Here is a 392-nt window from a genome sequence, read left to right as displayed (position 1 = left end):
TCGCAACTGCGGTAACGATTAGCATCCACCAGCCGACTGCCAACGCGAATTTCCGGTTCTTAATAAAGACGTATTCTGATGGGAATTGATCTTCTTTTTCGCGAATTTTAATAAATGCGAAGAAGATCCAGCAAGTGACCCCAGGGGAAACGATCCCGTTAAGGTTCAGTAACCAGTTGAAAATGTCATTCATATCTGGAAGGAAGATTCCAAGACCAATAATGAAGGCACTTAAAACGCAGGTTAAGATGTAACCGTTAACCGGTAAACCATTGGCATTTGTTTTCCGTAAGAACTTCGGCATGTATTTTGAACCAGTGTCAGAAATCAAGATCCGCGTCATCGCATCCAATAAAACGGCTAGCAAGCCACACATGTAAAAGACTTCGGTC

At 42.9% G+C, this 392-nt stretch carries 1 protein-coding gene; it reads right to left on the bottom strand.

Annotated elements, in window-relative coordinates:
- The coding region (locus CP366_RS10455) for an amino acid permease (RefSeq protein WP_143469319.1) at positions 1-392 on the bottom strand (392 nt) is incomplete at both ends.

The organism is Lactobacillus sp. UMNPBX15 (genome assembly GCF_002553785.1).
Classification (GTDB): domain Bacteria; phylum Bacillota; class Bacilli; order Lactobacillales; family Lactobacillaceae; genus Lactobacillus; species Lactobacillus crispatus.
This window is presented reverse-complemented; position numbering and strand designations above follow the sequence as displayed.